General features: G+C 67.1%; 20 protein-coding genes. 10 read left to right on the forward strand and 10 right to left on the reverse strand.

From position 1 onward, the window contains the following. Positions 1–24 precede the first annotated feature (24 nt). Complete coding sequence (locus AC1D2F_RS19905) at positions 25–1,158, forward strand: sulfite oxidase (protein ID WP_414645475.1); 1,134 nt, start codon at positions 25–27, stop codon at positions 1,156–1,158. A 7-nt stretch (positions 1,159–1,165) separates the two neighbouring features. Here the strand turns inward: AC1D2F_RS19905 and AC1D2F_RS19910 are convergent, their stop codons facing one another. From AC1D2F_RS19910 to AC1D2F_RS19925, 4 genes are all read right to left on the reverse strand, one after another. After that, positions 1,166–1,648 carry an RpiB/LacA/LacB family sugar-phosphate isomerase gene (locus tag AC1D2F_RS19910; RefSeq protein WP_229994224.1) on the reverse strand — a complete coding sequence of 161 codons (483 nt, stop codon included), beginning with the start codon at positions 1,646–1,648 and terminating at the stop codon, positions 1,166–1,168. Further along, positions 1,645–3,387: a dihydroxyacetone kinase family protein gene (locus tag AC1D2F_RS19915; RefSeq protein WP_476967540.1), complete on the reverse strand. Its 1,743-nt coding sequence runs from the start codon at positions 3,385–3,387 to the stop codon at positions 1,645–1,647. Before AC1D2F_RS19915 ends, AC1D2F_RS19910 begins: the two co-directional genes overlap by 4 nt. Positions 3,388–3,432: 45 nt before the next feature. Continuing rightward, positions 3,433–4,206 (reverse strand): SDR family NAD(P)-dependent oxidoreductase, encoded by a 774-nt coding sequence (locus tag AC1D2F_RS19920; protein ID WP_229994226.1) that lies wholly within the window; start codon positions 4,204–4,206, stop codon positions 3,433–3,435. 99 nt (positions 4,207–4,305) lie between these two features. Further along, entirely contained in the window at positions 4,306–5,130 is an 825-nt protein-coding gene (locus tag AC1D2F_RS19925; protein ID WP_229994227.1) for a sugar phosphate isomerase/epimerase family protein, read from the reverse strand. A 192-nt stretch (positions 5,131–5,322) separates the two neighbouring features. Between AC1D2F_RS19925 and AC1D2F_RS19930 the strand changes: the two genes are divergently transcribed. The 4 genes from AC1D2F_RS19930 (at position 5,323) to AC1D2F_RS19945 (ending at position 9,313) form a co-directional block, all read left to right on the forward strand. Continuing rightward, positions 5,323–6,660, forward strand: coding sequence for an MFS transporter (locus tag AC1D2F_RS19930; protein WP_364744810.1), 1,338 nt, complete (start codon positions 5,323–5,325; stop codon positions 6,658–6,660). Next, on the forward strand, positions 6,660–7,562 hold the full coding sequence (locus AC1D2F_RS19935) for a transketolase (protein WP_364744807.1): 903 nt from the start codon (positions 6,660–6,662) through the stop codon (positions 7,560–7,562). The genes AC1D2F_RS19930 and AC1D2F_RS19935 overlap by 1 nt, the downstream gene beginning before the upstream one ends. Further along, positions 7,559–8,551, forward strand: a complete 993-nt coding sequence (locus AC1D2F_RS19940) for a transketolase family protein (protein ID WP_364744804.1) — start codon at positions 7,559–7,561, stop codon at positions 8,549–8,551. Before AC1D2F_RS19935 ends, AC1D2F_RS19940 begins: the two co-directional genes overlap by 4 nt. Positions 8,552–8,653: 102 nt before the next feature. After that, the gene (locus AC1D2F_RS19945) at positions 8,654–9,313 is read left to right on the forward strand and encodes a GntR family transcriptional regulator (protein ID WP_476967541.1); all 660 of its coding nucleotides are present in this window, start codon (positions 8,654–8,656) and stop codon (positions 9,311–9,313) included. Between the two features lie 6 nt (positions 9,314–9,319). On the opposite strand, the gene AC1D2F_RS19950 is transcribed toward AC1D2F_RS19945, so the two are convergent. Then, on the reverse strand, positions 9,320–10,099 hold the full coding sequence (locus AC1D2F_RS19950; RefSeq protein ID WP_229994231.1) for an SDR family NAD(P)-dependent oxidoreductase: 780 nt from the start codon (positions 10,097–10,099) through the stop codon (positions 9,320–9,322). A 335-nt stretch (positions 10,100–10,434) separates the two neighbouring features. On the opposite strand from AC1D2F_RS19950, the gene AC1D2F_RS19955 reads away from it, so the two are divergent. The 4 genes from AC1D2F_RS19955 (at position 10,435) to AC1D2F_RS19970 (ending at position 13,317) form a co-directional block, all read left to right on the forward strand. Then, positions 10,435–10,887, forward strand: coding sequence for a hypothetical protein (locus tag AC1D2F_RS19955; protein ID WP_476967542.1), 453 nt, complete (start codon positions 10,435–10,437; stop codon positions 10,885–10,887). 116 nt (positions 10,888–11,003) lie between these two features. Beyond that, positions 11,004–11,486, forward strand: coding sequence for a hypothetical protein (locus tag AC1D2F_RS19960; RefSeq protein ID WP_476967543.1), 483 nt, complete (start codon positions 11,004–11,006; stop codon positions 11,484–11,486). Next, complete coding sequence (locus AC1D2F_RS19965) at positions 11,483–12,433, forward strand: hypothetical protein (RefSeq protein WP_476967544.1); 951 nt, start codon at positions 11,483–11,485, stop codon at positions 12,431–12,433. Before AC1D2F_RS19960 ends, AC1D2F_RS19965 begins: the two co-directional genes overlap by 4 nt. Next, a complete protein-coding gene (locus AC1D2F_RS19970; protein WP_476967545.1) occupies positions 12,430–13,317 on the forward strand; it encodes an oxygenase MpaB family protein in 888 nt (295 codons plus the stop codon). Before AC1D2F_RS19965 ends, AC1D2F_RS19970 begins: the two co-directional genes overlap by 4 nt. 13 nt (positions 13,318–13,330) lie before the next feature. Here AC1D2F_RS19970 and AC1D2F_RS19975 read toward each other — a convergent pair whose 3' ends face one another. The 3 genes from AC1D2F_RS19975 to AC1D2F_RS19985 all read right to left on the reverse strand — a co-directional run bounded on the left by AC1D2F_RS19975 (position 13,331) and on the right by AC1D2F_RS19985 (position 16,456). Beyond that, positions 13,331–14,959: a DUF4389 domain-containing protein gene (locus AC1D2F_RS19975; protein WP_476967546.1), complete on the reverse strand. Its 1,629-nt coding sequence runs from the start codon at positions 14,957–14,959 to the stop codon at positions 13,331–13,333. Positions 14,960–15,068: 109 nt separating this feature from the next. Continuing rightward, entirely contained in the window at positions 15,069–16,124 is a 1,056-nt protein-coding gene (locus AC1D2F_RS19980) for a zinc-dependent alcohol dehydrogenase family protein (protein WP_229994237.1), read from the reverse strand. After that, the gene (locus AC1D2F_RS19985) at positions 16,121–16,456 is read right to left on the reverse strand and encodes a hypothetical protein (RefSeq protein ID WP_229994238.1); all 336 of its coding nucleotides are present in this window, start codon (positions 16,454–16,456) and stop codon (positions 16,121–16,123) included. The genes AC1D2F_RS19980 and AC1D2F_RS19985 overlap by 4 nt, the downstream gene beginning before the upstream one ends. 276 nt (positions 16,457–16,732) lie before the next feature. Here AC1D2F_RS19985 and AC1D2F_RS19990 point away from each other — a divergent pair, with 276 nt between their 5' ends. Then, positions 16,733–18,295 (forward strand): amidohydrolase, encoded by a 1,563-nt coding sequence (locus AC1D2F_RS19990; RefSeq protein WP_476967547.1) that lies wholly within the window; start codon positions 16,733–16,735, stop codon positions 18,293–18,295. Positions 18,296–18,333: 38 nt separating this feature from the next. On the opposite strand, the gene AC1D2F_RS19995 is transcribed toward AC1D2F_RS19990, so the two are convergent. Beyond that, entirely contained in the window at positions 18,334–18,843 is a 510-nt protein-coding gene (locus AC1D2F_RS19995; protein WP_476967548.1) for a hypothetical protein, read from the reverse strand. Between the two features lie 64 nt (positions 18,844–18,907). Further along, positions 18,908–20,611, reverse strand: coding sequence for a serine hydrolase (locus tag AC1D2F_RS20000; protein WP_476967549.1), 1,704 nt, complete (start codon positions 20,609–20,611; stop codon positions 18,908–18,910). Between the last annotated feature and the right edge of the window lie 378 nt (positions 20,612–20,989).

Consider the following 20,989-nt stretch of genomic DNA (forward strand, 5'->3'; position numbering starts at 1 on the left):
GGTGCGGAGAAGAATCGCAACGCCATGCCAAAGCAAATGTCCAGACGCTCCGGCGTCCTGAAGAGTCCGCGACGGCAGGACCGGAGACTCGCGCCGCATTCCGGCGAGCCCAGCCACGGCCCGCTGACAGCGGACGAGCTACAGCTCGCCGTGCGGAATCATTCCATGCCGCTCGAGGCCCTGCAGATCGACACCACTCCGCCCGGGCTGCACTATGTGCTCACGCACTTCGACATCCCGTTCATCGACGTCGAGCACTGGCATCTGCAGATCGGCGGCGCGGTGCAGCGGGCCGTGGAGCTGAGCATGCGGGCCCTGCGCCGGGCACCGAGCATTACCCTCCCGGTCACCCTGGAGTGCGCCGGCAACGGCCGGTCCCTGCTGCGGCCCCGCCCGTTGAGCCAGCCGTGGGTCCTGGAAGGTGTCGGCACCGCGGCGTGGACCGGCGTCCCGCTCGCCTACCTCCTGACCCAGGCCGGCGTGGAGGACGACGCCGTCGAGGTGCTCTTCACGGGGGCAGACAGCGGCATCCAGGGCGGCGTCGCCCAGCAGTTCGCCCGGAGCCTGCCGATCGACGAGGCCCTGCGGCCCGACGTCGTGCTCGCCTACCGGATGAACGGCGCGGACCTGCCGCCGCAGCACGGCTATCCGCTCCGGCTGGTGGTGCCCGGCTGGTACGGCATGGCGAGCGTGAAGTGGCTGTCCTCGATCAGGGTACTGACCAAGCCCTACGACGGTTTCCAGCAGTCCGTGGCCTACCGCTACCAGCAGGATGCTGACGATCCCGGCACCCCGGTCACGTGGATAAAGGTCCGCTCGCTCATGGTTCCCCCGGGCGTCCCGGATTTCTTCACCCGGCGCCGGGTCCTGCCCCGCGGACCGGTGATGCTGACCGGCCGGGCGTGGTCCGGGGAGGGCGCCGTGCAGCGCGTCGACGTCGGGATCGACGGGAAGTGGGCCGCGGCCCATCTGGAGCACCCGGCCGCGCCGTTCGCCTGGTGCGCGTGGTCGATGCCGTGGGTGGCTGATCCCGGCGAACATGAGCTCTCCTGCCGTGCCACCGACGCCAGCGGCGCGGTGCAGCCGCTGGAACCGGCGTGGAACTACCAGGGCATGGGCAACAACGTGGTGCAGCGGATCATGGTCAGTGTGGACTAGCCGGGGTTCAGCAGCCCTCGAAGTCCGTGAGCACCTTGACTTTATCCGCGGAGGCGGACGAGGGATCGAAGCTGTAGCCGATCCATTCCCGCGCGAGCCGCCGCGCCAGCTCCAGCCCCACAACGCGCTGGCCCATCGTGAGGACCTGGCAGTCGTTGGAGAGCACGGAGCGTTCCACGCTGAAGGAGTCATGGGCGGTCGCAGCCCGGATGCCGTCCACCTTGTTGGCGGCAATGGCGACGCCGATCCCGGTACCGCAGAACAGGATGGCCCGGTCCGCCTGCCCGTCCCGGATCAGTTCCCCCGCGGCGATGCCCACGTACGGGTAAGGCTTGGCGAAGTGCTCCGGGGCGTCGCCACGGTTGACCCCAATGTCGATGACTTTCGCGACCCTCGGATCCGCCCGGAGGTCCGCCAGGATCTGGTCCTTGTAGTCCACACCGGCTTCGTCCGCGCCCACAATGAGCCGGAGCCCAGCCCCCGGGCTCACGGGCGTGCCCCCGCGGGCTGCCGTACACCGGCAAGGTGTGGACCGAACACATTGAACACCATCGCCAGGGACGTGGCTCCGGGGTCAGGTGTGCCGATGCTCTTTTCCGCCAGGGGCCGCGCCCGTCCCTTCAGTGGACGCAGGGCCGCGGTGGCCTGCGCCGCGGAGGCAGCCTCGCTCGCCGCTTCCGCCCAGCCGGCATCCGCCCCCGCCCCTTCGCTGGCGAGCCGGCTGAAGGTCTCGGCAAACGGGACTAGCGCGTCCACCATGGTCTTGTCGCCGACGTCGGCCTTGCCGAGCTCGGCGATCCGGGCGGCAAAGGCAGTCACGGCCGCCGCCAGTTCGGCCGCTCCGGGCACGTGGTCGTCGCCGAGGGACTCGCCGAAGGCCCGCAGGCCGGCGCCCCACAGCACGCCGGAGGTGCCACCGGCGTTGTCCGCCCAGGCGTCGCCAGCGGTGACCAGGACGGCCCCGGCACCGGCGCCGCGGGACGCGGCCCCGGTGGCGGCGGCCCAGGCCGCATCAATGCCGCGGACCATGCCCCGTCCGTGGTCGCCGTCGCCGGCGATGGCGTCGAGGTCGCCGAGGGTTTTCTCGGCGTCGTGGAGTGCCTCGCGGGCCGCCAGCAGGGCAGCGACACATTGCCCGGCGTACTCACGTGAAGGGTTTGCCGCGGCGAAGGCCTCCGGCACCGCAGTGTCCTCGGCCGGCGTCGACTCGTCGGCCTCGCCGTCGGGGAGGGCGGCATTCCCCCGCCGGTAGGCGGGGGTCTCGGCGGGAGCGGTCCAGAGCGGCTCAAGTTCGTCATCGAGCCACGTCACGGTCAAGGAAACGCCGGCCATGTCCAGGCTTGTGACGAGTTCGCCGACTTCCGGCATCACCAGCGTGTAGCCGGCGGCGCGAAGCAGCGGTGCGACGCTGAGCCACAGAACGAACAGCTCTTCCTGTTTCGTGGAGCCGAGCCCGTTCAGGAGCACGGCGATCCGCCGGCCGGCACCATGGGGCGTCTCCGCCAGCACACGGGCTACGAGTTCCTGTCCCAGCTTCCGCGCGGGCGGCAGCTCGGTGTCGAACAGTCCGGGCTCGCCGTGGATGCCCAGGCCGAGCCCCATCATCTTGTCCCCGAGCGTGAACAGCGGAGCGTCGGCGCCGGGAAAGGTGCAGCCGCTGAAGGCGCTGCCGATGCTGCGGGTCAAATCGTTGGCCTTCCGGCCCAGGCGAACCACCTCGGGCAGTGTCTCGCCGGCCTCGGCGGCCGCGCCCATGATCTTGAAGACGGTGAAGTCACCGGCGATGCCGCGGCGCTTGCCGGCTTCCGACGGCGGTGCGCTGGCGATGTCGTCCATCACCAGCACGTTGTCCACCTGGATCCCCTCGGCGGCCAGCCGCTCGCTGGCCAGGCCGAAGTTCATGACGTCGCCGGCGTAGTTGCCATAGGCGACGACCACTCCGGCGCCGCTGTCCGCGGCCTTCGCAACGGAGTACGCCTGCTGCGCGGACGGCGAGGTAAAGATATTTCCGACGACGGCGCCGTCGGCCAGTCCGGTGCCGATGAGCCCGGCGAAGGCCGGGTAATGCCCCGAGCCGCCGCCAGCCAGCACGGCCACCTTCGGTTGGCGGGGCCGGCGCCGGCGGACGGCGCCGCCGGGCACCTGGCGCACCAGGTTCGCATGGACGTCGCAGAAGCCGGCGAGGGCTTCCTCGGCGAAATCGGACGGGTCGTTGAATATTCTGGTCATCGTGGGCTCTTTCAGCTGCTCTCGGTCTTCTAAGCGGCGAGACTGCTAGTGGATGTGGCTTCCGCCGTTGATATCGATGGTGGTTCCGGTGAGGTAGGCGGATTCCTCGGAGGACAGGAACGTGATGACGGCCGCGATTTCCTCGGTACTGGCGTTGCGCCCCAGCGGAATACCGGCGTTGATGGCGGCTTCCTGCTCCTCGGTGCTGCCCACGCGGATGTTCGTGTCCACGGCGCCGGGGGTGATGGCATTGACGGTCACGCCGGTGCTGCCGATTTCGCGGGCCAGGGCCTTGGTGAAGCCCAGGATGGCCGCCTTGGCTGCGGAGTACGGGACCTTGCCGAAGACGCCGCCGCCGCGCTGTGCGGAGACGGAGGACATGTTAACGATCCGGCCCCAGCCGCTGGCGATCATATCCGGCAGGAACGCCTTGGTGACCAGGTACGTGCCGGTCGAGTTCACGGCCATGACCTTGTTCCACAGCTCCAGCGTGGTCTCCAGGAACGGCACCGGCGAGGTGATGCCGGCGATGTTCGCCAAAGCACCGACGGCGGGGAGGTTGCCGGAGCGGACCTCGGCCGCCACAGCCTGGTAGGCGGCGATGACGGAGTCCTCGCTGGCTACGTCGACCTCGTAGCCAAACGCGGGAACGTTGAACTCGTTGCCGATCTCCGTAGCGACCTTGGCGGACTTCTCGCCGTCGAGGTCCAGGATCACCACGGCCCAGCCCCGGCTGGCGTAGCGGCGTGCGGTGGTGATGCCGATGCCTCGGTCCGAGGTTGCCCCGGTGAGGACGGCGGTGCGCTGGATGGTGCTCATAATGCTCCTTGATTGCTTGGTTGTGTCTGTGGATGGAATCGATTGCTCCACAAGCGCCGTTTTGAGGGTCCAAAAGGGCCGTTACGGAGCAATCGACGGTCAGAGAAGGTCTGTGATGAAGCTGGCGGCCTTGGCGGCCGCGGCCGGGCGTTCCCCGTGGGTGACGTCCCGGGTCTCCAACTCCAGGGAGAAGTGGCCGGTGTAGCCAACGGCTGCGAGGGCGCCCAGGCCGGCGGCGAAATCGGCCTGGCCGTTGCCGATGCTGAGGTTAATGTTCCCCGGCACGGCATCGCGCAGGTGAACGTGGGCGATCCGGCCCTGATGGCGCTTGAGGTAGTCCAGCGGGTCCTCGCCGGCGGCCACGATATGGCTGAAGTCCATGACGATCCCGACGCCGGAGTCGGCCAGCCGCCGGGCCAGCAGTTCCGCGCGCTCCAGGTTCCAGCAGAACCGCAGGAAGTGGAGTGACTCGGTCCAGAGTTCGACGCCGAACCCGTCCGCCCGCCGCCTGGCCCCGATGAGTTGAGCTGCAATGGTGTCCAGGTCCTCGTCGAGACTGCGGACGGGCTCGTGGCCGAGGGCGCCGCAGGGCAGGACCAGGGCCTTGGCGCCGGTGCCGGCTGCCAAGGTGAGGAGCGCGTCAAGGTGCCGGTTCCGGGCGGACTGTGCGTCGGCGTCGAGCACGGCGTTCAGGTCCCCAATGTCCCCGTTGACCGACCGGACACGCAGCCCGGAGGCAACGACCTCGGCCGTCACGGCGGTTACGGCCTCGGCATCGAGGGCGTAGGGAACGTGGTCGCACACTCCGGGGAGGGCGCCGAGATCTATTTCCTCGAAGCCGAGGCATGCGATGGTGCGCAGGGCCTCAGGCAGGTCCTGGTGGCGGAAGCTGATGGACGAGCAGCCGAGTCGGGAATTGAACATCGTTGTTGATCCTCTGGTCGCGCCCTGAGGCGGTGGTGATATGGACCACACTACAAATTTGACTGTCAACAGTCAACCTTTGAAGTTGACTGTTGACATTCCCTATGGCGCGGGTCACACTGGCATATCATCTGTTAACAGTCGACAGTGTCGGTGCGTAAGCGTCGGCAGCTCTCTTCGAAAGGGATTGACATGAGCAACGAAGCTCTCACCATGCGGGGCCCGGTGCACGGCACGAAGGAAGCCCGGCGCGTCGCGATCGGCTCCGGCGTCGGCGCCGTCATCGAAACTTATGACTTCATTGGTTTCGGTACGGCTGCCGCCCTGTACTTCGGCACGGCGTTCTTCCCCACCGGCGATCCGGTGACGGGAACACTGGCCGCGTTCGCCACACTTGGCGTGGGGTTTGCGGCCCGCCCGATCGGCGGCATCATCGGCGGCCACCTCGGCGACAAGCTCGGCCGCAAGCCCGTCCTCGTGGCCTCGCTGATCCTGATGGGCGTCGCCACCTTCCTGATCGGCCTGCTCCCCACCTACAGCCAGGTCGGCCTCCTCGCACCCGCTTTGCTCGTGTTCGTCCGCATTGTCCAGGGCCTGGCTTTCGGCGCGGAATGGGGCGGCGCGATCCTGATGAGCTACGAGCACGCACCCTGGAAGTCAAAGGGCAAATACACCGGCATCGTGCAGGCCGGCTTCCCGGTGGGGCTCCTGCTGGCCAACCTGGTGTTCCTCGTCAGCGTCCAGCTCGGCGGCGAACTCGCCTGGCGCATTCCCTTCCTTGCCAGCATCGTGCTGGTGATCGTCGGCCTGATCATCCGGTCCAAGGTTCCCGAGTCCCCCGTCTTTGACGAAGTCAAGGACAGCGGCTCCATCGTGAAGTCACCTATCACCGAGGTCCTCAAGACCGACTGGCGCAATATCGTGAAAGGCATCGGCCTCCGCATCGCCGAGACCGCAGGCTACGCCGTGTCAGTCACGTACATGATTTCGTACCTGAACAGCCAGCACCTGGCCGACAAGACCCAGACGCTCGTGGCCTTGTGCATCGCCTCCGCCATCGGCATCTTCGCCACCCAGGCCTGGGCACGGCTGACGGACAGGATCGGCCGCCGGCCGCTCTACATCTGGTCCTGCGCCTTCGCCGTGCTGTTCGCCGTCCCGATGTTCCTGCTGGTCAACACCGGCCTGTTCATCTTCATCATCGCCACCCTCGTGATCTCCTACGCCGTGTGCCAGAACTCCCTGGCCGGCGCCCAGGGCGCCTGGTTCCCGGAGCTCTTCCAGGCCAAGACCCGCGCCTCCGGCGCCTCGCTGGCCTACCAGATCTCGGCCATGGTTTCCGGCTTCACCCCGTTCATCACCACGCTGCTGTTCGTCAGCTTCGGCTGGATGGGACCGGCGCTGCTCTTCGGCACGTACGCCGCCATCGGCCTGTGGGCCGCCGTCGCCACCCGCGAAACCTGGGGCAAGCGCGAGCGCAAGCTCGCGGACGAGGCCACCAAAAACACTGCGCAGGCGGTGAACGCCTGATGGCCTCCGTCGACGAACTGCACCAGCCCGGCAAGATCTCCGGGGAATCAACATCGGAGCGGACCGCACGGGTCCAGGCGGCAGCGTTCCGGATCCGGCACCATGCCCTGAACATGGGCGAGGTCCAGGGCCAGGGCTATGTGGGACAGGCCCTCGGCGCAGCCGATATGTTCGCCGCGGTCTACGCGGACCAGCTCCGGTTCCGCGCCGACGACCCCGCGTGGGAGGAACGCGACCGGTTCCTGCTCTCCACCGGCCACTACGCGATCGGCCACTACGCGGCTCTCGCCGAGGCCGGGATCATCCCGGTCACGGAACTGGAGACCTACGGCTCCGACAATTCGCGGCTGCCGATGTCCGGGATGTCCACCTACACGCCCGGGATGGAGATCTCCGGCGGCTCCCTCGGCCACGGCCTCTCCATCGCCGTCGGTGCCGCCCTGGGTCTGCGGTACCAGGGATCGGACGCCCGGGTCTACAACTTCCTCTCCGACGGCGAACTCGACGAAGGCTCCACCTGGGAGGCCGCAATGGGCGCGCACCACCATCAGCTCGGCAACCTCACCGCGATGGTGGACATCAACGCCCTGCAGGCCGACGGGAAGACCGACACCGTGCTGCGCACCGAGCCCGTCACCGAAAAGTGGGAAGCCTTCGGCTGGTACACCCAGCGCGTGGACGGGAACGACGTCGGCGCGCTGCTGGCCGCGTTCGACAACGCGGCCGCCCAGGCCGCCGCCGTCGGACGTCCCTCCGTGATCCTGTGCGACACGAAGGTGGGCCGCGGTGTTCCGCTCCTCGAAGACCGCGAAAAGGCGCACTTCATGCGCATCGAAGAACACGAATGGCAGCTCTGCCGCGAGCAGCTGACCGCAGGATTCGAAGGAAAGGCCGCCCGATGAGCACCGCCACTACACCCAAGCTGAAGACGTCGGCCATGATCGCGTCCTTCGCGGATCCGGGCCAGAAGACCACATCCGCGCCGTTCGGGCACGCCCTGGTCAAGGCCGCGCAGGAGAACGACAAGATCGTGGGACTGACCGCGGACCTAGGCAAGTACACGGACATGCACATCTTCGCCCAGGCGTTCCCGGAACGCTTCTTCCAGATGGGCATGGCCGAGCAGCTGCTCTTCGGCGCCGCGGCCGGCCTGGCGGAGACGGGCCTGGTCCCGTTCGCTTCCACGTACTCGGTGTTCGCCGCCCGGCGCGCCTACGACTTCCTGTGCCTGGACGCCGCCGAGCCGAACCTCAATGTCAACATCGTCGGCGGCCTCCCTGGACTGACCACCGGCTACGGCCCCAGCCACCAGGCGACGGAGGACATGGCGATCTTCCGGGGCATGCCCAACCTGACCATCGTGGACCCCTGCGACTCCCTGGACATCGAGCAGGCCGTCCCGCAACTGGCGGCCAGCGAGGGGCCCACATACCTGCGGCTGCTGCGCGGCAACGTCCCCACCGTGCTGGACGAATACGACTACACGTTCGAACTCGGCAGGGCCAAAGTTCTGCGCGGGGGCAATGACGTCGTCTTCATCGCCAGCGGGCTCATGACCATGCGGGCACTTCAGGCGGCCGAGGCGCTGGCGGCACACCACGTGGATGTCGCCGTCGTCCATGCCCCCACCATCAAGCCGTTCGACACCGCGACGGTCCTCGCCGAGCTGAACACCGACCGCCTCGCGGTCACGCTGGAGAACCACAGCGTGGTGGGAGGCCTCTTCGAGACCGTCGCCTCGGCTGTGGTCACGGCCGGACTCGGCAAGCGGGTGGTGCCGGTGGCGCTGCCGGACGAGTTCCTCGACGCCGGCGCGCTGCCCACCCTGCACGAACGGTACGGGCTCTCGGTGCAGAGGATCGTCGCCCAGGTGCTCGCCGAGCTTGCCTGAGGATGCGCGGGGCCGGCAGCTGCCGGTCCCGCGTCCGTGCCGTACCATCAACTGTTAACACACCAACTGTAGACAGTTGACCACTGACAGTGAGGACACACCATGGCCGGAGCAACAGCCCCGCTTCTCGGACTGGAAAAGAAGAGCCTCCGCGAGCAGGCGCTATCCGCCCTGCGCACGGCCATCACGAGCGGTGAATTGGAGCCCGGCCGGCATCTGGTGGAGACCGAACTTTCCGACATGCTCCAGATCAGCCGGGGAACACTGCGCGAGGCCCTGCGCCAGCTGGAACAGGAAGGACTGCTGTCGGCAGGACCGCGCGGCCGACTGTCCGTGCGGCACCTGGACGGCAAGGAAATCCGGGACATCTTCGCCGTCCGGGCGGCGCTCGAATCGCTAGCGGTCCGGACGCTGTGTGAATTGCCGGACCGGGCCTCGGTGATTGCATCCCTGCGCTCGGCCGTGGATGCCATGGCCGCGGCCGCCGAGGCGGGCCTGGAGGAAAGGATTGAATCCGATCTCGAGTTCCACCGGAAACTGTGCCGGCTTACCGGAAACGAGACCCTGCTGCACTCCTGGGAGTCGCTTGAGGGCTCCATTCGGATGTCCATCATGTTTGCCGGGATCGAGCGGGCCGTCAAGAACATGAGCGTGGACCGTCACCACGACATCGTCGCGGCCATCGAGACGGGCAACGCGACGCTGGCCCGCACCACGGTCCTCGAACACATGGATGTCGCCGCAGCCAACCTGGTGGCTTAGCCGGCGTCAGTAGTCCACGATCGCGCCGGCGGAGATGTTGACGGTCGCGTCCGTGATGGCCGCGGCCTTGTCCGAGACGATGAAGGAAGCCACGTTTCCGACGTCCGTCAGCGTGGCCGTGCGGTTCAAGTGCGCGGCCTTGGCAATCTCCACCACGATCTCCTCGCGGCCCTCGGCCTGCCAGGGGATGGTTTCGATAATGCCGCCGGTGACCATGGTGACTACCCTGATGCCGTGTTTTCCCAGCTCGAGGGCCCACTGCCGGCGCAGCCCCTCCATGGCGTCGAGCGCCACCTTGAAGCCGCCCAGGCCGGGTATGGTCTGCGGGCCCGAGCCGCCGAACATGAGCACGACGCCGGAGCGCTGCTTGACCATGTAGGCGGCGGCCGCGCGGGTGGTAAGGAAGTGCGTTCGGGCGGCCAGGGTGATGGGCCGGGTGAAGTCATCCACATCAATTTCCATGAGCGGCTCCTGGACGTCGCCGAACGAGATCACGTTGAAGGAGATGTCGATCCTCTTGCTCTTCTTCGCCACCCGGCTTACGAAGGCATCCACCTGCTCCTCGTCCAGGGCGTCGACAACGGCGGTCTCGGCTGTGCCGCCGGCCTCGCGAATGTCATGGGCTACTTTTTCCAGTCGCGATTCGGTCCTCCCGGCAATGTGGACCGTGGCGCCGTCGGCCGCGAAAGCCCTCGCCACCGCCCCGCCGACCGCACCTCCGCCGCCGTAGATCAGGGCGGTCTTGCCGTGAAGCAAGCCGTTTTCCGGAATCCCGATATTCAGCATGGTCGCCTGCCTAGTGCCGCGGAGTTCGTGAATTCCCTCAACTATGTTCTTGCGGAGGGCCGGTGGCAAGAGGACCGGGAGCCGCGCGGACTGTCCCGGCCCGCGGCGTGGCGGGGCCGATTGCCACGCCGGGACCCGGCCAGGCGTCCCCCCAAAGCACACTCCTGGCCGAACCACGACGTGCCGGCGGACTGTTGCCGCCCCAGCACACAGAGAATTGGACACGTCCAATTCTCTGTGTGAGCGTACCCGGAACAGATTAGACATGTCCAATCTGCTACACTCGCAGGCGACCTGACGTTTTGTGACAAACCGCGCCTGATGAAATTTGTCCGATGAAAGAAGCCACTGTGAGCGACGACCAGCCGACCTCAGCGCCGGGTCTAGCCCTGGCCCGCAAGCTGAACATCCTCTTGGATACCGCCGAAGCCGAGGGCCGGAAAATTACCTTCAATGACGTCCGGGACGCCATGTCCGCGGCGGGGACGCCGCTCTCGCGGGCCAGGTGGCATTACATGCGATCGGGCTCGGGGCCGGCCGTCAAAAAAGTCGAACTCCTGCAGAACCTGGCCAAATTCTTCGGCGTAAACGAGAACTACCTGATCCACGGCAACGACGAACTTCCGCCCCGGGTGGAGGCGCAGCTTGATTTGCTCGCCTCCATGCGGGCGAATAAGGTGCGCAACTTCGCCGCCCGCCAACTGGACGGCCTTTCCCCGGAAACCCTGCTCCAGATCCGGGACCTGATCGACGAGCAACTCTCCCGCGGGGATTCCGGCCAGCACTGACGCCCCCGAGTCCTTAACTACGCTTTGACCTGCACTGATACGATTCTGGCGAGGTCTGGCCGTCAGGAAGTGGCGTGTCCACGCTGACGCTCTATCAACAGCCAAGGACTCGGAACATGGATTACGACGCCRCCCGGTCGCGGGCACGGGAAGCAGAGGCCAGCCTCCGCCTCAGCGAGCCGGTTTCGCTGGCATCAATCCAGGCGCACCTTGAACGGCAGAGGGGCCGGAAGATCGTCATCAAGCCGATCGAAGGGGCAACCGATAAAGTCTGCGGGCTCTGGTTCGGCCTTGATCACATGGACCTCATCATGCACGCCCGGGCTGCCTCCGAAGTCCACCGGCAACAGATTGTCCTCCACGAGTTCGCCCACATGGTCCTGCGCCACGAGCAGGAGATCGTGTCCGTCGAATACGCCGGCACGTTCTTCCCGGACCTCGACCCGGAGCGCGTAGTCAAGGCGCTCAAGCGGACGGATTTCCTCGATGAGCTCGAAGTCACCGCCGAGCTCCTGGCTGACCGCCTCGCCGCGCGAATCCGCAACTCCCAGGACCGCTCCGGTGGCCAGCCGGGCAACTTCAGTTCGGTCTTCGGATGATCCAGCTCCTGATGGCGGCGGTCCTCTTCGTTCTCGCCGCGGTCCGCATCCCGGCCGTGGTCCGGAACGGCCGGGACACCGTGTTCCTTGCGGCGGTGTTCGCCGGGATCGCTTCGGTGCTGATGTCGCCGGCCGTGTACGCCACGGTCGATGCCGTCATCGGCGGCACCAACGTCGTCAAGCTGGCCCTGCACTCCTCAATGATCGTCGGACTCTGGTATCTCCGGTGCGCAGTCCTCGAGGCAATCATGCCCCCGGACACGCGGCGGGCCCTGATCCGCACGCTGCCGCTGACCGCCACCCTGATCCTGCAGCTGCTGTTCTTCGTCCTGACCGGCCCCACCACCACGACAGGCACCTGGGGCCTCTACCACGAGCGGCTGCCCGCCGCCCTGTTCTCGGCCATGCTCATCGTATTTGTCGGGTGGGTCTGCGCCGGCGTCGCGGCCACGTGCTTCCGCTACATCCCGCGGATGCGCCGGTCCTTCAGGGTCGGCTTCACCATGGTCGGCGTCGGCTGTGTCGTCGGCATGCTCGTGGTGGTCACGTTCACGATCGGGCTGCTCTCCGTCCCGATCCCGGCGCTCCTGGCCCTTCCGGTGCCCTCCCAGTCCGCCATTGGAGTCTTGGAAATGGTCACCATCGTCCTGGTCGGGGCAGGCCTGACGGTACCAGCCCTGGCAGGCCGGACCGGGCGCAAACGGCGGGCCCGCTGGGAGGCCGACACGCTCGCCGGCGTCGAACCCATCAGGGAACGGATCCTGCAGGATGTTGACCCGGAACGCCTCCTCGAAAGCGACCCCGCCGCACCAGCCCGGGACCGGCTTCACCGGATGATCGTCGAGGTCTGGGACGCTGAGCTGGCGTCCGGCGGGACCCTGACCCCGCAGGAGCGCGCCTTCCTCCTGGCTGCCGAAGAGCAGCTTGACCTGAATCGGCTCCCGTGACGGGTCCCGCTGCGGCCATCCGGACGCGCTTCACCCATCCGACCCGGCGCCCGCGGCCCGCCGGCACCGACCCGTACACGATCTACCGGGACATGGTGCTGTTCGACTTCCAGGCCGAGATCCACGCCGGGTTCTTTGTCTCCTACTACCGCAACTTCGCGGTCCCCTCGATCGCCCGGACCCTGGCGGGGACAGGCGAGATGGCGGCCCGCCCGCTGAAGCGCTCCTACGACACCGGGATCGTCATCCACGAAATCATCGCCAACGGCTTTGACGACGAACGCAGCCGCGCCATGATCGGGCTGCTCCGTCGTGTCCATGCGGGCGTTCCGGGCAGCGCCGAGGACTTCGTCTACGTGCTCATGACACTTCTCGTCCTGCCGTTGAGATGGGCCGACGCCCATGGCTGGCGGCGGCTGACCGACCTCGAGAAGGAAGCCGCAACCGCCTTCTACACCGAGCTGGGCAGCCGGATGGGCCTCGGCCCTGTCCCGGCGTCCTACGAGGCCGCCTGCCGCTTCCTGGACGACTACGAGGCCCGGAATCTGGGCCCCAGCCCGGAGGGGGCAGCCCTTCTCGCCGCCACGGTTCCGGCACTGGAGAACCGGCTGCCCGCCTGGCTTCGCCGCTTTACCCCGCTCGTCCTGGCCCTGATGATGGACAGGCCCCAGGTGGCCGATGCCCTCGGGCTGAAGCGGGCACCGGCTGCCCTGAGGCTCGCGTTCAACACTGTTCTGCGCGCACGGGCCGTCGAAGTCCGGACCAGGCCGCTGCCGACGAGTCCTTCGTTTGTCCCGGGCACCGCAAACATTGCCGTCTACCCGGGCGGATACACGCTGGGCCAGATCGGACCCGAGGCCGGCCTCAACGCTGCACGGCCCTAGATTCTGCACGGCCCTAGATTCTGGGCGGCCCTCCCGGGCCTCCACCGCCGGGGCTCGCCGCGGGTCCGACGGCCGGACCACCCGCAGGCCCTGCGTAAGCCGGTACCGGCAGCTCGCCCGGGTCGACGGGACCCATATCGAGGTGGAACGGCGGATATTCGTCCCGCATGAGGGCAACGTAGGCGATGACGCGGTAGATCCAGCGGTTCAGACCGAGCAGGAGGTCGAAGATCCCCCGCCAGTATTGACCTGTGAACAACAGGATCACACCGGCAATGAGGACCAGCAGCCCCAGGAGGGAGATGCCCACTCCATGCTGCTCCCACTGGCCGTCACGGTACTCCCACGTCCTCGCGGTCCCCGTCAGGACACCGATGATCAGCAGATGCGGAATGGCCAGCAGCCACGATTTCACCAGCACCAGGCCGCGGGATAGCCGTTCGGGATAGTCGACGTCGAAGTCCGCCGGGTAATCCGTGCGAGCCAGCGTGAAGGGCGGATAGGCGTCCGTTCCGATCGCGCTGAAGGCGTAGAAGGCCACGCGCCAGTTCCAGCGGATCACGCCGGCATTGAAATTGAACAGCGAGCGCGGGTAGCGCGCCGTGAACAGGATCGCGAACCAAGCCACGATCGTGACCACTCCGAAGGCGAACCAGAGGAAGAACAGGATGATGCAGTGCGGGATGGCCAGGAACCACTTCACGAGCCACATCCACCGTGAGAGATTCGGGTCGAGGTAGCCGTGGAGGCGCGCCGGGTAGACGTACGGGGTAGTCGCTCCCGGGGTCACCGGATACTGAGGTCCCGGCGCGGCAGCGTAGGCCGCTACAGCACCCGGCGGGGCTGCGGTGTTCTGCTGGCCGGGGGCGGCCCCGGGCGGGTAGGGTCCGGCCTGATACGGCTGGCCGGGCTGGGCTGGCAGGTAGCCGGGAGGGACTCCGCTGCCGGTCCCGCCTTGGCCCGGCCCACCACGGCCGAGTCCTGCGGCGCCCAGCACGATCAGCGGCACTCCGATCAGCAGCATCACGAGGCCGCCGATCAGCAGGCCAATGAACATCGGCAAGAACAGATCGGTGCGTGCCCCTGCCTGCAGATTCACGCTTACCGGTGAACTCGCGTCGGCGTTCATGACCACCGCGGCCCAAGCTCCGGAGCGAAGGTCCCATGTCAGTTCCTGTTCCCCCGGGCCCGTGGCAGTCGCGGCCCAGAAGTTCTGCTGCGCCGGATCGGACGGGATGCTGGCACCGTTCACTTCGCGGTACAGCGCGCGGAAGGGGTTGAAACGGACGTCGACGATTTCGGTGCGCCGGACACCGGCCAGGTATGCCGCGACGTCGGCCCGCGGGGCAATTCCGATGAAGATTTCCTTGCCGGGATCAGTGGTGGAACCGCGGAGCAGCACGCTCCCCGCAAAGTCCACCGGGACGCCGTCGTTCACGCCGCCTCCGGTCATGAGATCCAGCCGGGGGGTCGTCAGCGCGTAGGAATTGGCTGAGAACTGCTCCGACGGCGTGATGAAGTACCTGCCGTCGCGCTGCTGGTAATTGACCCAGCCCGCGAAGCCGGCGACCGCCAGCAGTCCCAGACCGACCAGCGCGCAAAGCGAGCCGATCACCAGCATGACAATCCGGCCTGCTTTCATGGCCGCCGTCCTTTCAGATGGTCCGTTTGCCACGCCCGGATGGGCAGGACTTCCGGAAGCTGGCGGCCCGGGCCGCTACCGCCCGAGCGAAGTCAGAGGAAGAACGCTTTCACGCCGTGATCACCACTTTGAGGGCCTTCGTCTCCGCGGCGTGGGCGAAGGTGTCGTACGCCTCCATGAACTCGTCGAAGATGAAGTGGTGGGTGGCGAAACTGTCTGCAGGGATTTTTTGCTGTGCCACGAGCTTGAGCAGCATGGGGGTGGTATTGGTGTTCACCAGGCCCATGCTGATGTTGATGTTCCGGATCCAGAGGTCCTCGACGTGCAGTTCCACGGCTTTGCCGTGCACGCCCACGTTGGCCACGTTGCCGCCGGGCCGCACGATATCTGTACACATCGTGAACGTGGCCGGGATGCCGACGGCCTCGATCGCGACGTCCACGCCCTGCCCGTCGGTCAGGACCATCACCTGTTCCTTCCAGTTGGCAGCGCTGGATAGGACCACATCAGTGGCGCCGAATTCGCGGGATTTTTCGAGCCGGTTCGCGTCGAGGTCGACGGCGATGATCGTCGCGGCGCCGTAAAGTCCGGCGGTACAGATCGCGGCGAGTCCGACCGGGCCTGCGCCGATCACGGCGACTGTGTCGCCGGGCTTGACCCGGCCGTACTGCACGCCGATCTCAAAGCCGGTGGGAAGGATGTCGGAGAGCATCACGGCCTGTTGGTCGCTGACTCCCTCAGGCAGGAGGTGCAGGGAGTTCTCGGCGTACGGGACGCGTACGAACTCGGCTTGGGTGCCGTCGATCAGATGCCCGAAAACCCAGCCGATGCCGGACGTGCCTTCCTCCCCAAGGCAGTGGGAGTAGAGGCCTGTCTTGCAGTTGGCGCAGTGCCCGCAGGACTTGATGCAGGAAATGATGACACGGTCCCCGACCTTGAGGCTGGTGACGGACGCGCCGATCTCCGTGATGGTGCCGACCCCCTCGTGGCCCAGGATGCGGCCCTTGGCCACGGTCGGGACGTCGCCCTTGAGGATGTGCAGATCGGTGCCGCAGATGGTTGTCGTGTCCACCTTGACGATCACATCGCTGGGGCTCTGAATGGTGGGATCGGGGACATCGGTCCACGACTTCTGTCCGGGCCCACCGTAGACGAGGGCTTTCATACGTGCTCCTTGGCTTTGAGGATGACCAGCGGGTCCACGAGGCGCAGACGGCACGGAGTCTCAGTGCCATCGATCCCCGAATACATCAACGAGGCGCGGGCGCGCTCACGGAGTTCCTCGATCGCGGCGGCCGACACGCGGGCGTGCGCGAGGTCGAGCACGAGCTCGAAACTGGGGAGCTTGCTGGTGACGCGTCGGCAAACAACGTACAGTGCCCGCACGTTGGCTACAGTCACCACGCCATGCACGTCGATTCGAGCTGTTTCGGCGTCGGCGTTCAGGCGTATGAAAACTTTGAGTTTGGGGTCCCCCGAATGGTGGTGCATAGTCATGTGGCCGTGGTCTCCTGCCTTTTCCTGCTGAAGCCGGAAAGTGCAAACGCCATTTCCTTCCCCAAGTCGCGGTGAGACCCGTGCCGCATTCCATGAAGTGGTTCCTCCCTCAACTGCGACCTCCCCCAAGTGGCCGTGCAGGAACCTCCCCACATTTAGCTTGGTGGGCACGTCTGGGAGGGGTAAGGGGCAAAAGTCCCTTGTGTGCGTTTTAGGTCCTTCTGGTTTAGGTGCTCCTCGTTAGGTTCAAGAGCGGCGCACGCCTAGCCTGTTTCTATGTCTGCTCCGCTCGATCCCTGCCTCGCGCCGGACCTCGTGCTGGCCTCGGCGCGGCAACCCGGGGACGAAATATGCTTCGACGTTCATCTACGCGGCGGTGCCGTGTCTGCGATCATCCCGTCGCGCCAGGACGCGCCAGCGGTCCCCGCCGCTACCCGTGTGGTGGACCTGGACGGCCGCTATGTCATTCCGGGGCTGTGGGATGAGCATGTCCACATGACGCAGTGGGCGCTGGCCTCCAACCGGATGGACCTTTCCGACGCCGGCTCGGCGCGCGAGGCGGCCGCCGTCGTCGGGTCCCATATCGCCGGATCCCGCGTCACCGGGGCCGGCGACGGATTCACCGGCGGCACTGGCGTCAGCAGCGGCACCGGGGCTCCGGGAGATGTACAAACGCTGGTGGGCGTCGGTTTCCGCGACGCCGTCTGGCCGGACCTGCCCAGCCTTGGCCTCCTCGACGGCGTGACGCGCGGCCGGCCGACGGCGCTGATCAGCCACGACCTCCACTGTGTCTGGCTAAACTCCGCAGCGGCCCAACGCTACGGAGTGCGGGTGGACGCGGACGGGCTGCTCCGGGAAGATCCGGCGTTTGCCCTGACCCGCGCGCTCGGCCGGCTGCCGGATGCGGTGGTGGATAAGTGGGTGCAGCAGGCGGGGCAGGCTGCCGCGGCGCGGGGCGTAGTCGGGATCGTGGACTTCGAGATGACATGGAACCGCGACGCCTGGCTGCGGCGGATCTCCGGCGGCTTCGCTGCCCTGAAGGTTGAGGCGGGGGTCTACCCGCAGGATCTGGACCGGGCCGTGGCCGAGGGCCTGCGGACAGGTTTGGCAGTGGCGGGCAGCGGCGGGCTCCTGACCGTGGGCCCGTTGAAAGTGCTGATCGACGGCTCGCTCAATACCCGCACAGCCTACTGCGTTGACCCTTATCCGAACGGCGGGCACGGCCTGCTGACGGTAAGCGAGCCGGAGTTGCTCGCCCTGCTGGTCCGGGCGCGGCAGGCAGGCTTTGTGCCGGCTGTCCACGCGATTGGCGACGCGGCCAATCGGGTCGCCTTGGATGCGTTTGAGGCGGCGGGCATTGCCGGGCGGGTGGAACATGCCCAATTTGTCCGGAGCGAGGATTTCGCCCGCTTCGGCCGGTTGGGTGTGACCGCGAGCGTCCAGCCGGCGCATGCCCTCGATGACCGGGACGCCGCCGAGGCGAACTGGCCGGGGCGCACGGACCGGTCCTTCCCGCTCCGTTCACTGTTGGCCGCCGGTGCGGCGCTGGCCCTTGGCTCCGACGCTCCGGTGTCCCTGCTGGACCCGTGGACTGCCATGTCCGCTGCCACGGCGCGGGCCCGGCAGGATGGCCGCGGGCCGTGGCATGCCGAGCAGGCGCTCACCCGGCAGGAGGCCCTGACGGCCTCGACCCGCGGCCGCGGCCGGCTCCGGGTCGGGGATCCCGCCGATATTGCAGTGCTCGACGGCGACCCGCTGACTGTTCCCGACGCGGAGTTCGCCGCGATGCCGGTAGCCGCCACACTGGTGGCGGGACGGTTCACCCACGGTGGTCAATAGCTGCCTGCTGTTTTGCCTTTGAGCTATTTGCCTTTGACTTATTTGCCTTTGACCCGGGCCTGGACGAGGTTGGCGAACGGCAGCCGGCCGTAGTCGTCGCGGAATCGGGCGTGGTATCCGGCCTCCGCTTCGTTGACTGCCTCCGCTGGGAGCTCCTTCCAGGCAATCAGGAGGGAACCGGGATCGGCGAGCTGCCAGATGAGCCTGCCGTCCCAGTGGCCAGGCGGCTTGCCCTTGCCGAAATCGATGAACTCCTGGATTTGCCGGCGAAGGCCGCGGTTGCCTTTGCTGCCGGCTCCCGCTTTGCCGAGATACACGACGTCGGCGCCGTCAATCCACTCGGCGGTCAGCGCGGGTTCCGTGACGGAAGGGTCCTTTTTCTTGAAGACCCCCGCCGTGCTCTTGGGCAGGAACCGCGGCTCATAGCCTGGGGGCTGCAGCAAGGCGAAGATCCCGGTCCGCTGCGGGATCCGGTTGATGTCCAGTGCGGCGAGAGTCCTAAAACCCGTAAACCCGTCTTCCTTGAGTGAGCGTCTGTTGATCGGCATAGGTTCCTTGGCTTGGGGGTGTTCGCCCTAGAAGCTTACGGAAGAAGCTCACGGAAGTCCGGGCTCAGCCGCGAGTGAAAGTGCCCAGTCCGGTCTGATCGTAGAAATCGAGCCTGACGCTCGACGCCGTGCCGCCGGGGGCAGCGTCCGCACCGGGGGCGAAGATTGCCCCCGCAAGGCCGTTGCCGTTCTCTCCGATGGATTCAAAGCTGAAGGTGTCGCCGTCGAAGTGCTTGAGTGCGAACCTGGTGGCCCTGCCGTCCGGGCCCAGCTCCAGGGTCAGCACGCCGCTCTCCACCGAAACTTTGAGCGGACCGTAGTAGGAGTTCGCGTAGCTTCCGGTGTAGAAATCGTTGCCGCGTGCCGGTTCGACCTGCGGCGGCACCTGGGAGTAATCGACTTTTGGCTTCTCCGCCTCATCGATCTTCTGGAAAACGCCCGCGGTGAATCCGAACCAGTCCACTGTCGGGGCGCCGTTCTGGGCCGTGTCCAGGAATGCGGCGCAGATAGCTTCGGGGATGCCCTGCGGCCGGCCGTTCGTCAGGGCCACAATGCCTAACTGCTCACCGGGGAGCAGCGAGACGGCGGTCGCTGCACCAAGGTCGAAGGCTCCCGAGTGCCCGAGCGAGAGCCGGGCGTGGTCGTCGTAGGAGACATTCCAGCCCAGGCCGTAGAAGCGGGTGCGGGCGGCCGGTGTCCCGGGAGGGCCCGATACCGCGTGCGGGACATGCGTGACACCCAGCGCGTCCGTGGCGATAACCTCTTTGCCCTCAAAGCTGCCGTTGGCGAGCTGCAGGCGGATCCAGCGGGCCAGGTCATGCACGGAGGAGCTGGCCCCGCCGGCGGGTGCTTCGGCGTCGGCGTTCCGGGTGTATTTGGCCACCCACGTCTTATTACCAGCGGGCACGTGGATCAATGCCCTGTTCAACGCCTTTTGGTAGTCCGCGTGGCGATAGCTCGTGGATGTCATCCCCAGAGGCTTGAACAAGACTTCGTCGGCGAGGTCTGCCCAGGGCAGTTTCATGGCATCGGCAACTGCCAATGCGCCAGCCGTGTAGCCGAAGTTGCTGTAGTTATAGCTCGAGCGGAAGGAGTCCAGCGGCTCCTGGTTAAGGTGGCTGAGAATGTAGGACTGGTCGAATCCGAGGTCCTCGAGCAGATCGCCCGCCCCCGTGCTTAGGCCGCCTTGATGCGACAACAAGTCGGCGACCGTGGCGTTTCGCGTGACGTAGGGGTCTTTCAACGCAAAGCCGGGGCTGTGGTTGATCACCGGCTCCGTCCAGGAGATGGCCTTGCGGCCCACGGCCACGGCCGCCACTGTGGAGGCCAGGGGTTTGGACACCGAGGCCAACTGAAAGACGGTGTCCGCGTCCACCGTTTCGGGCCTGCCCGACTCCCGCACGCCGAATCCCTTGGCGTACACCATCTGGTCCCTGTAGACCACGGCAACGGCGACCCCGGGAACACCGGTACTTTCCATCGCGCCCTGGACCATCCCGTCCAGCTTGGCCAAGGCGTCGTTGACCTTCTGTTGGTCCAGGAGTGGTTTGACCTGCGGTTCCGGCGCCGGAAGCAACGATGCCGACGGCGTACCGGAGGCGCCGGGGCCACTGCTTGCGGCACCGGCGGGGGCAGTTTGGGCCGTGCAGGCGGCCAGCAGCGGCATCCCCGCTATGCCCGCGGCCCCGACGCCGACCGCCTTAAGTAGCGAGCGGCGGTCCGAGGGCAGCGAGCCGACCCTCATCGCGATAGATTCCCTTTGTTTCATGGACAACCCTCCGCCCGATACCGCCTGGGGCGTCGAGCTGACGCCCTCTCCCATGATGGACCCGCGCCGGTGTTTGAGACAGGGGATGTCGGGTCCGAGGGACTATCGGGGTGCTCGGGGCGGCATCGAGGCTGGGCACGGAAGGCGGGGCACTCGGGCCGGCCGACGGAAGGCGGGGGCACTCGGGCCGGCCGGCCGTTCTGCGGGTCTGCCAGCCCGTAGGAAACTCAGACATTTTCACCCTCGCCAGTTCCGCCGCTGGCTCTGGCTCCGGCTCCGGCTCCGGCTCCGGTTCCGCCGCTGGCTCCGGCTCCGGCTCCGGCTCTGGCTCTGGCTCCGGCTCCGGCTCCGGCTCTGGTTCCGCCTCTGGCTCTGGAC

The sequence above is a fragment of the Arthrobacter sp. P1_B3 genome (genome assembly GCF_056406615.1).